Source organism: Phaeovulum sp., assembly GCF_041596715.1.
GTDB lineage: Bacteria > Pseudomonadota > Alphaproteobacteria > Rhodobacterales > Rhodobacteraceae > UBA6213.
Window position 1 is genome coordinate 1 of sequence record NZ_JBFHIA010000135.1, and the last position, 8,572, is coordinate 8,572.

General features: G+C 64.6%; 13 protein-coding genes. 10 read left to right on the forward strand and 3 right to left on the reverse strand.

The window, feature by feature from the left end:
* The 3 genes from ABY403_RS10160 to ABY403_RS10170 form a co-directional block, all read left to right on the forward strand.
* Positions 1-400 (forward strand): aldo/keto reductase (locus ABY403_RS10160; protein WP_372840685.1); only part of this gene is annotated, 400 nt, incomplete at its 5' end.
* Positions 401-739: 339 nt separating this feature from the next.
* Positions 740-1,249 (forward strand): lipocalin, encoded by a 510-nt coding sequence (locus ABY403_RS10165; protein ID WP_372840686.1) that lies wholly within the window; start codon positions 740-742, stop codon positions 1,247-1,249.
* Positions 1,246-2,142, forward strand: a complete 897-nt coding sequence (locus tag ABY403_RS10170) for an EamA family transporter (protein WP_372840687.1) — start codon at positions 1,246-1,248, stop codon at positions 2,140-2,142. Before ABY403_RS10165 ends, ABY403_RS10170 begins: the two co-directional genes overlap by 4 nt.
* Here ABY403_RS10170 and ABY403_RS10175 read toward each other — a convergent pair.
* Together ABY403_RS10175 and ABY403_RS10180 are read right to left on the reverse strand one after the other, a co-directional pair.
* Entirely contained in the window at positions 2,139-2,831 is a 693-nt protein-coding gene (locus ABY403_RS10175; RefSeq protein WP_372840688.1) for a DNA mismatch repair protein MutT, read from the reverse strand. The genes ABY403_RS10170 and ABY403_RS10175 overlap by 4 nt on opposite strands.
* Positions 2,824-3,222, reverse strand: a complete 399-nt coding sequence (locus ABY403_RS10180) for a DUF983 domain-containing protein (protein WP_372840689.1) — start codon at positions 3,220-3,222, stop codon at positions 2,824-2,826. Before ABY403_RS10180 ends, ABY403_RS10175 begins: the two co-directional genes overlap by 8 nt.
* Before the next feature lie 149 nt (positions 3,223-3,371).
* Between ABY403_RS10180 and ABY403_RS10185 the strand changes: the two genes are divergently transcribed.
* The 4 genes from ABY403_RS10185 to ABY403_RS10200 all read left to right on the forward strand — a co-directional run bounded on the left by ABY403_RS10185 (position 3,372) and on the right by ABY403_RS10200 (position 5,674).
* Positions 3,372-4,037 carry an EF-hand domain-containing protein gene (locus tag ABY403_RS10185; protein WP_372840690.1) on the forward strand — a complete coding sequence of 222 codons (666 nt, stop codon included), beginning with the start codon at positions 3,372-3,374 and terminating at the stop codon, positions 4,035-4,037.
* Positions 4,038-4,117: 80 nt separating this feature from the next.
* Entirely contained in the window at positions 4,118-4,702 is a 585-nt protein-coding gene (locus ABY403_RS10190) for an RNA polymerase sigma factor (RefSeq protein WP_372840691.1), read from the forward strand.
* The gene (locus ABY403_RS10195) at positions 4,695-5,099 is read left to right on the forward strand and encodes a hypothetical protein (RefSeq protein WP_372840692.1); all 405 of its coding nucleotides are present in this window, start codon (positions 4,695-4,697) and stop codon (positions 5,097-5,099) included. Before ABY403_RS10190 ends, ABY403_RS10195 begins: the two co-directional genes overlap by 8 nt.
* On the forward strand, positions 5,096-5,674 hold the full coding sequence (locus ABY403_RS10200) for a periplasmic heavy metal sensor (protein WP_372840693.1): 579 nt from the start codon (positions 5,096-5,098) through the stop codon (positions 5,672-5,674). The genes ABY403_RS10195 and ABY403_RS10200 overlap by 4 nt, the downstream gene beginning before the upstream one ends.
* 67 nt (positions 5,675-5,741) lie before the next feature.
* On the opposite strand, the gene ABY403_RS10205 is transcribed toward ABY403_RS10200, so the two are convergent.
* The gene (locus ABY403_RS10205) at positions 5,742-7,139 is read right to left on the reverse strand and encodes a diguanylate cyclase (RefSeq protein WP_372840694.1); all 1,398 of its coding nucleotides are present in this window, start codon (positions 7,137-7,139) and stop codon (positions 5,742-5,744) included.
* Positions 7,140-7,246: 107 nt separating this feature from the next.
* On the opposite strand from ABY403_RS10205, the gene ABY403_RS10210 reads away from it, so the two are divergent.
* The 3 genes from ABY403_RS10210 to ABY403_RS10220 all read left to right on the forward strand — a co-directional run.
* Positions 7,247-7,525 (forward strand): DUF3572 domain-containing protein, encoded by a 279-nt coding sequence (locus tag ABY403_RS10210; protein ID WP_372840695.1) that lies wholly within the window; start codon positions 7,247-7,249, stop codon positions 7,523-7,525.
* Positions 7,526-7,580: 55 nt separating this feature from the next.
* Positions 7,581-8,300 carry an HAD family hydrolase gene (locus ABY403_RS10215; RefSeq protein ID WP_372840696.1) on the forward strand — a complete coding sequence of 240 codons (720 nt, stop codon included), beginning with the start codon at positions 7,581-7,583 and terminating at the stop codon, positions 8,298-8,300.
* Positions 8,301-8,368: 68 nt separating this feature from the next.
* A partial coding sequence (locus ABY403_RS10220) for a hypothetical protein (protein ID WP_372840697.1) occupies positions 8,369-8,572 on the forward strand: 204 nt, incomplete at its 3' end.

Consider the following 8,572-nt stretch of genomic DNA (forward strand, 5'->3'; position numbering starts at 1 on the left):
CTACGATACCGATCTGGCGGAACTGGGCGTGAACGAGGACGTTATGCTGCTGGCCTATTCGCCGCTTGCCGCGGGCCTTCTGACTGGCAAATACGCCCCCGACGCGCCGCCTCCGCCGGGCTCGCGCCGCGCGGTGAATGCTAACCTTGGTGGCCGCGTCACTCCGCGCGTATGGGATGCGATCGCGGCCTATCATACCATCGCAGGGGAAGCGGGGCTTGATCCGGTGCAGATGGCGCTGGCTTGGGTGTTGCAGCGGCCATTTCCGGCGCTGCCGATCATTGGTGCAACAACGACGCAACAGTTGGAGCATTTGCTGGGCGCAACCGAACTGGTGCTCAGCGCCGACGTGCTTGCTGCCATCGACCGCGCGCACAAAGCGCATCCGATGCCGTTCTGATAGGGGTAGCGCAATGCGGCTGGGTGCGGTTCTGATAACGGCTCTGGCGCTGCTTGCCTTGGCAGGCTGCAAACCCGACGCGGCATCACCCCTGCCGCCGGTAGGGGCTGCCGCCGTCGATGCCGCGCGCAGCGCCTGTGAGGCGCGCGGAGGTAACTTCCGCGCGCTCGGGCAAGGTCTGCTCTTTTGCCAGCACCAAACCGGAGACGCAGGCAAGGCTTGCGAGCGCGCCAGCGATTGCGAGGGCGCATGCCTTGCCCGCTCGCGCAGCTGTTCGCCCCTGACGCCGCTTGCCGGCTGCAACGAGATTTTGACCGACCGCGGCCAGACAGTGACCGAATGTCTACAATAACCCGCGCCACAACCATTCTGGCGTTGGCGCTGGCACTTGCCGCTTGCACCAGCCCGGCCCCGCCGCGGCGCGACGCAAGCCTGCGCATCGCCTCGGTTATGGCCTTTGATGCCGCGCGTTTCGCAGGGCGCTGGCAGGTGGCGACCAGCCACACGCCGGGTTGCGCTGGCCGCGAAATGGTCTGGGATGCAACCGCATCTGGTTTTGCGCTCAGCGGCACCGACTGCACCGGCACAGCCCCCGCGCCGCTGATCGCACAAGCGCGTCTTTCAGGGCCCGGCGCGCGGATCACCGCCGCACCGGGCTTTGGCGGTGACCCGGTCTGGGTGCTTTGGGTCGATCAGGATTACCGGCTGGCGGTGCTTGCAACCCCTTCGGGGCGATGGGCGATGATCGTAACCCGGCCCGGCCTCGCACGGCCCGACCTGATGGCGGCGGCCCGCGATGTGCTGGCATTCAACGGCTACGACCTTGCTCAGCTTGAGGCGGCGCGGTGAGCCTTTGGGTTCTGGTCACGCTTGGCGCGGCCTTGGTGCAATCGCTGCGATTCATGCTGCAAAAGCAACTGAAGGGCGCGGGGCTTTCCACGGGCGGTGCCACGTTTTCGCGGTTTCTCTTTGGCGCACCGCTGGCGGCGCTTGCGGCGGTGGCGACATTCTCTGCCACTGGCACCGAGTTGCCCCTGCCCGGCGCGCGGTTCTGGGCCTTTGCGCTAACCGGAGGAGCCGCGCAGGTAGCGGCAACATTTCTGACGGTGGCGCTGTTCAGCTTGCGCAATTTCGCGGTGGGAGTGGCGTTTACCAAAACCGAAACGGTGCAGGTCGCGGCGTTTTCGGCGCTGGTCTTGGGCGAAGCGATCAGCCCCACGGGATGGGTGGCAATCGGCGTAGGGTTTCTGGGGCTTTTGGCGCTGACGCATCGCCCCGGTGGCGGCGGCATCTTTAGCCGCGCTGCGCTATACGGGGTGCTGGCGGGGATGTTGTTCGGCATTTCTGCTATTGGCTATCGGGGTGCCACGCAGGAATTGCTTCCGCTCAGCTCGTTCAGCCGCGCGATCTTTACGCTTGCCTGCGTAACCTTTGCGCAATCGCTTGGCATGGCGCTGTATCTACGGGCGCGCGAACCGGGCGAGTTGGGGCGCGTGGTGCGTGCCTGGCAGCGCACGATCTGGGTGGGGGTCGCGGGGGTGGTTGGCTCTGCGGGCTGGTTTACCGCTTTCGCGCTGCAAAACGCGGCCTATGTGCGCGCACTGGGGCAGGTCGAGATTGTCTTTACGCTTGCGATCTCGGCGGTGGTTTTTCACGAACGGCTGCGCCCGCGAGAAGGGCTGGGCATCGCGCTGGTGGTGGTCAGCCTGATCGGTATCGTGCTGGGCGCGCGCGGTGCCTAAAGGCGGATAAACCGCGAAACCTCATTTGAGTTATCGAAGAAGGGCACCGTTTCGGTTCGCGCCGCCAACCCCTCGCCGCGCGCCAACAGTGCTGCGACCTCGGCCAGCACCACCTCGGTGATGAATGGCAGATTAAGCCGACGCGCCTCGGCCAGCGCCACCCAATGCAGGTGCGAAAGCTCGTCACAAGCGCGTGAAAAATCGGTCACGTCCCCTGCCACGCGGGCGGCATCGGCCAGAAAGAAGCGCGCATCAAACCGGCGCGGGCGGCCCGGCGGGGTGATGGCGCGAAAGACAAAGGTCAGCGCCCCGGCATCAGGCAACATGCCCGCTTCGGCAAAACCCTGCCAATCGGGTGGCGCGGCACCCGGCCAACGCCCCGGCACCCCGAGCATCAGCCCGGTTTCTTCCCATAGCTCGCGCACAGCCGCTGCGGCCAGCGCCCCCGCCAGCCCGGGCCGCGCGTGCTGCGAAAGACGCGCGCTACAACCCTGCGCAAGCGGTGTTGCAAGCGGAACAACCGCATCGCCCGGATCGACCGCGCCGCCCGGAAATACGTATTTCGAAGGCATGAAGGCCGCCGCCGCGCCGCGCATGCCCATCAGCACCTGCGGCCCCGCCGGTGCCTGCCGCACCAGTAAAATCGTCGCCGCATCGCGCAGTTGCGACTTGTCTACCGGCTCAGACATCGCGCGCTTCGACCCCTCCGAACCCGTGCATCCGCCGTGACCACTGGATACCGACCAACATGCCCTTAAGCCTTGGCAGCAGCGCCAGCGACAGCATCACCGCACCCGAGGCGAACAGCGACATCAGCACCAGTGGCGACGGACGCCAATGCACGAACACGGCCACAATCGTCGGTGCCAGCACATGCCCTACGATCAGGATGGTCAGATACGCAGGCCCGTCATCGGCGCGCGCATGTGAAAGATCTTCGCCGCAAACCGGGCAGGTCGGGCGCAGGCGCAAATACCCTTGCAGCAGCCGCCCACGGCCGCAGTTCGGGCAAGCACCCGTAAAACCGCGGCGCAAAGCGCGGCCAAGCGGGCGGTCTTCTACGAGGTCTGTGTTGGTCATCTGAAGTCCTGCGGCTGGTTTGACCCTTCTTGGCCGAAAACAGCCTCCGTGAAAAGACGCCAATATAGAAGCGACGGAATCGTGCCTGCCCCGCGTTTCATAAGCATCGGACGGTGGGAGAACCGTCGGGAGTTTAGGAGAACGAACCAATGAACTACAAGACTTACATCACCACCGCACTGGTTGCGGCAACCGGTCTGGCGCTGGCAATGCCGGTCGTGGCGCAAACCGCCACTGTCGATACGCCCGCTGCGCCGATCGCGGAAACCGCGCGCCCGACGCTGTTCGACTTCGCCAAGCTTGATACGAACGCCGATGGCAAACTGACGATGGAAGAAATCACCGCGGCGCGTGATGCGGCGACCAGCACGCTTGACGCAAATGCCGACGGCAAGATCGACGCTTCGGAACTGACCGCCTATCAGATGGCGCAGGTTGAAGAACGGTCCAAGTTGACGGTTGCGGCACTTGATGCGGATGGCGATGGCGCGCTTTCGGCGGCCGAACTTGCCGGGCATCAGATCGTACGGTTGCCCCCAACGCTGCCGCAGGCCGTATTTGACCGCATCGACGCAGACAAAGACGGTGCGATTAGCCAAGACGAGTTCGATGCCGCCAAGCTGGCCATGCAAAACCGCATGCAGACCGCGCGCAATGACAACCCGCGCGCCAATATGAACCCGCGCAGCAATATGAACCCGGGCGACAAAACCAACGGCCGCTCGATGCGCGACAACGCCCAAACTGGGCGTCATGACCGGCAAGGCAACCAAGACAATGCCTATCAGGGCAGGCTGCCTTTCTGGCATCGTTGACGACTAAGATTACCTACCCGGCGGTGCGCCGCCGGGTAGGGTTTGCAAAAGGCGTTCCCGCGCGCTAGGCCACAGGGGCAATGTCGATGGCGTTTGACGCAGTTTCGCAGGCCTCGGACGAGGCACTACTGGTGCTTTACGGCAACGGAGACCGGGCGGCTGCGCATGTGTTGGCCCAACGTTTCACGCCGCTGGCCTTGCGGGTAGCAACGCGGATGCTGGGTGACGGGGCCGAAGCCGAGGATGTGGCGCAGGAGGCGATGTTGCGACTGTGGCGGATAGCGCCAGAATGGCGGCAAGGCGAGGCGAAGGTTTCGACCTGGCTCTACCGGGTCGTAGCGAACCTGTGCACCGACCGCTTGCGCCGCCGTCGCGGAGTAGGGCTTGACGAAATCGCCGAGCCGGAAGACGGGGTGCCCGCCGTGGTTGATAGAATGATTGCGCGTGACCGGGCGAACGCCTTGCAAGACGCGCTCGACGCGCTGCCAGAGCGGCAGCGACAGGCCGTGGTGCTACGGCACATCGAGGGGCTGGCAAACCCCGAGATCGCCGCGGTGATGCAGATCGGCGTCGAGGCCGTGGAAAGCCTGACGGCGAGAGGTAAACGGGCGTTGACTGCGCATCTTGCGGGGCAGCGCGAAGAACTGGGGTATGGTCATGGCTGATGTGAAGCAGACAGACGAAATGCTTGAGGCCCTGTTTGATGAGGCACGCTTCGAGGCATTTGAACTGCCGCCGGGCCTGCTTGCACGCGTTCTGGCCGATGCTGATGCAGAGCTTGCAGCCCGCACCGCACCACCACCACGCGCCACGGCTGCGCGCGGGATTTCCGGCTTCGGAGCCGTTCTGAAAGAGTTGTTCGGCGCAATCGGTGGTTGGCCTGCGGTCAGCGGGCTTGCCAGCGCCACCGTGGCCGGGGTCTGGATCGGCTTTGCCGGCGTAGGCGGCTTGGCACTGACCACCGCCGATCTGCTTGGCGGTGATGAAACGCTGGCCGTGATGAACCTGCTGCCGGGCGACGACGTATTTGCGCTAGCAACGGACTTGGGGGATTTTGAATGAGCGATCCGACGACCCCGACCAGCGCCCCGCCGCAGCCCCCTGCGCAGCCCCCCGAGGCGCCGCGCGCCGGGCATGGGATGCGCATTGCCCTTGTGGTGTCATTGACGGTCAATTTGCTGGTGCTTGGCGTGCTCGTGGGCGGGGCCATAGGTATCGCCCGCCATGAACCGAGACCGGCGATTTCCGACATCACGCTTGGCACCTTTACCGAGGCGCTTTCAGCCGAGGATCGCGAGGCGCTGCGCGTGGCTGCCGAGGCAGAAAGCCTTGGTCTGCGCGAAATGCACCGGGCCTCGCGCGAAGATTATCTGGCGCTGATCGAAGCGGTGCGCGCCGAGCCTTGGGACGAAGCCGCCGCGCGCCGCGCAATCACCGCCTACGGCGTGCGCAGCAAGGAACGTATCGATGCAGGCGAGCGGCTTATGCTTGAGCGATTGGCAGATATGGGCCCGCTTGCCCGCCGCGCCTTTGCCGATCGGCTGGAAGACGCGTTGCGCCGGGGTTTTCGCGCCGAGCGCACTTCGCCGATGACCCCGCCCCAGCCCCAGATGCAACAGCAGCAGCGCAATAACTAAGGCCTGAACTGCGCAGGCATCGCCATGCCTTGAACGCCGATACGGGCCAATGCAAACCGCGCCCTTCTTACGCCGCGTTGGCGCTGACCGTGACCTTGTTGCGCCCGAATGCCTTGGAGCCAAGCAGGGCGAGGTCAGCCGCGCCCATCAGCGCCTCGACTTCGGGGCAAAGCGTGCCCCCGCCTCCCATCGCCAACCCGATTGAAAGCGTTACTGAAATCCGCGTTTTGCCATCAGCCAAACGCACCGGTTCCTGCTGCACCACATGACAAAGCCGTTCAGCGGCAAGCCGCGCCGCCTCGAGCGTGGTTTCCGGCATCGCAACCAGAAACTCTTCACCACCAATCCGCGCCACCAGATCGACCTCGCGCAGACTGGTGGCCAGCCTCTGTGCGACCTCGCACAACACCTGATCCCCCGCGGCGTGGCCCCATGTATCGTTCACCTTCTTGAAGCGGTCGAGATCCAGCACCATTACCGCAAACTGGCGCCCGGTCTCGCGCGCCCGTTCAGCGATGCGCGCCAGATGCGGCAGCGCATAGCGGCGGTTATATAGCCCGGTCAGCGGGTCGGTGACCGCCATGCGCAGCCCGTCTGCCACGCTGGCGCGCTGGCGATCGGCTGCGGTCTTGCGGCGCAACTGCGCCTGAAACCGCAGCGCCGCTTCTTGCGCATCTTCGATGCAGCTCAGATCTGCCGCCAACAGATCATTTGCGCCAAGATCAAGCGCCACCGCCGCAGTATCGCGCATCCCTGTTTCCAGCGCGATGCAGACCACCGCGTGGCGCGTTGCCGGACGCGCGCGCAATTCCGACATCAGCTCTAGCCCATCGCCCGCCCGGGAAAACACAGAGTCGATGATGAAACCATCGGCCCCCGCTGGCGTGGCAATATTGGCAAGCGCCTCGTCACGCGAAAGCACGGAAAACTGGGCATTGCGCAGATGCGGTGCCAGCGCCCGCCGCCACGCGGCACCCCGCTCGCGCGTCGAACTGACCAGCGCCACTTGCGCAGGCGCTTCGAACTCAAAGGTTGGCTCGGCAAAGCCGAGCGCGCGGCTGGTGCTTTCGCGCAGGCGCAGCTCTTCGTCGGTTTCGCGGGCGCGCAGTAAGCTACGCAACCGCGCAAGCAGCAGTGTTTCGTCTATCGGCCTGGTCAGAAAATCGTCCGCCCCGGCGCGCAAGCCCGCTACTCTTGTGGCGGGGTCAGTGGCGGCGGTAAGCACGACCAAGGGGACCGTGCCCGTTGCCGGATCGGCGCGCAGGTGCCTGCAAAACTCAATCCCGCTCATGTCAGGCAGATGCAGATCGACCAGGATAAGGTCAGGCCGTTCGCTGCGCGCAAGGTGCAGCCCTGCCGCACCCGTCGCGGCCTGGATAGTCTCGTAGCAAGCGCCGGAAAGCTTGACCTTCAGCATGATCCGACTCGTCGCAACGTCATCCACGATCAGGATCTTTCCTGCCATGGTATGGGCCTCTCGCTTTACTTCCACTATCCTTGTGGTCATCCTTTGTTTGAAAAGGTTAACAAACCCTTTCCAGTTATGAATCCAGGATGTGAAATATCAGGGCAATGAAGCAGGATTCCGCCGAAACACTGGCAATTCAAGCACTTGGCTGGATCGCCGCCGACGACGATATTTTTACGACTTTTCTTTCCGCCAGTGGCGCTGCGGTGGCCGACCTGCGCGCGCTTGCATCCGATCCGGCGTTTCTGGCCGCGGTGCTTGATTTCCTTCTGCAAGACGACAAGTGGGTGCAGGGCTTTGCCGCCGCAGCCGGGATTTCACCAGAGTTGCCGATTCAGGCAGCTGCGGTTCTGGCGGGCCCCGGTGCGGCACACTGGACATGAAAGCACGAGACCTGCTAGGCAGCCAAACGCGCCCTGCGGCGCGAGCGGGGGCATGATGGCGAAGGTTCGGGGCATCCTGTTCGACAAGGACGGCACCTTGTTCGATTTTCACGCGACATGGGGCGTCTGGGCGCAGGGGTTGCTGGAAGAACTCGCAGGCGGCGATGACGCTATCGCATCGCGGCTAGGCCGCGCTATCGGTTATCGCTTTGCCGATCCGGCAGCGGGGGTGCAGGCGGGGTTTCTGGCATCAAGCCCGGTAATCGCGGGCACGCCAGAGGTGATTGCCGAAGCACTTCTGCCGCATTTGCCGGGCCGTGAAAGCGCGGCACTGGTGGCGCTGATGAACGCGCGCGCGGCCTTGGCCCCACAAATGCCCGCAGTGCCGCTGCGCCCGCTGCTAAGTGGTCTGCGCTTGCAGGGGCTAAAACTTGGGGTTGTCACCAATGATGCAGAGACCCCGGCGCAGGCGCATCTGGCCTCGGCCGAGGTGACGGATCTGTTCGATTTCATAGCGGGCTACGATTCCGGGCACGGTGCCAAGCCCGAACCCGGCCCGCTTCTGGCATTTGCCCGCGCGGTTGCACTTGACCCGGGCGAAGTGGTGATGGTGGGCGACAGCACACATGACCTTGTTGCAGGTCGGCGCGCCGGTATGCGCACGCTGGCGGTGTTGACGGGGCTTGCAAGCGCCGATGACCTTGCGCCGCACGCAGATGCCGTTCTACCCGATATCGGCGCAATTCCCGCGTGGTTGGCCACCCACGGCGGCTGAGCCGCTCTGGCATTTTGCGCAGCGCCTCGCTAGCCTTCGCGGGCAATAAGCCAAGCGGGAGGTGGCTGATGCTGAAGAACCGGGTGCTGCATGTCGTGCTGGGAATGACCGGTGGGCTGGCCTGCTGGCTGTTGGCCGAAGTGCTGGCCGATAAGGTCGATGAGCGTGCACTGCTTTTTCTTTGGGTCTTGGTCGCCGTAGGCTTCGGCGGCGCGCTGACCATGTTGGCAGAATTGGGGCTGCGCGCCACGCTTGTTGCGGCCGCGCTGGCA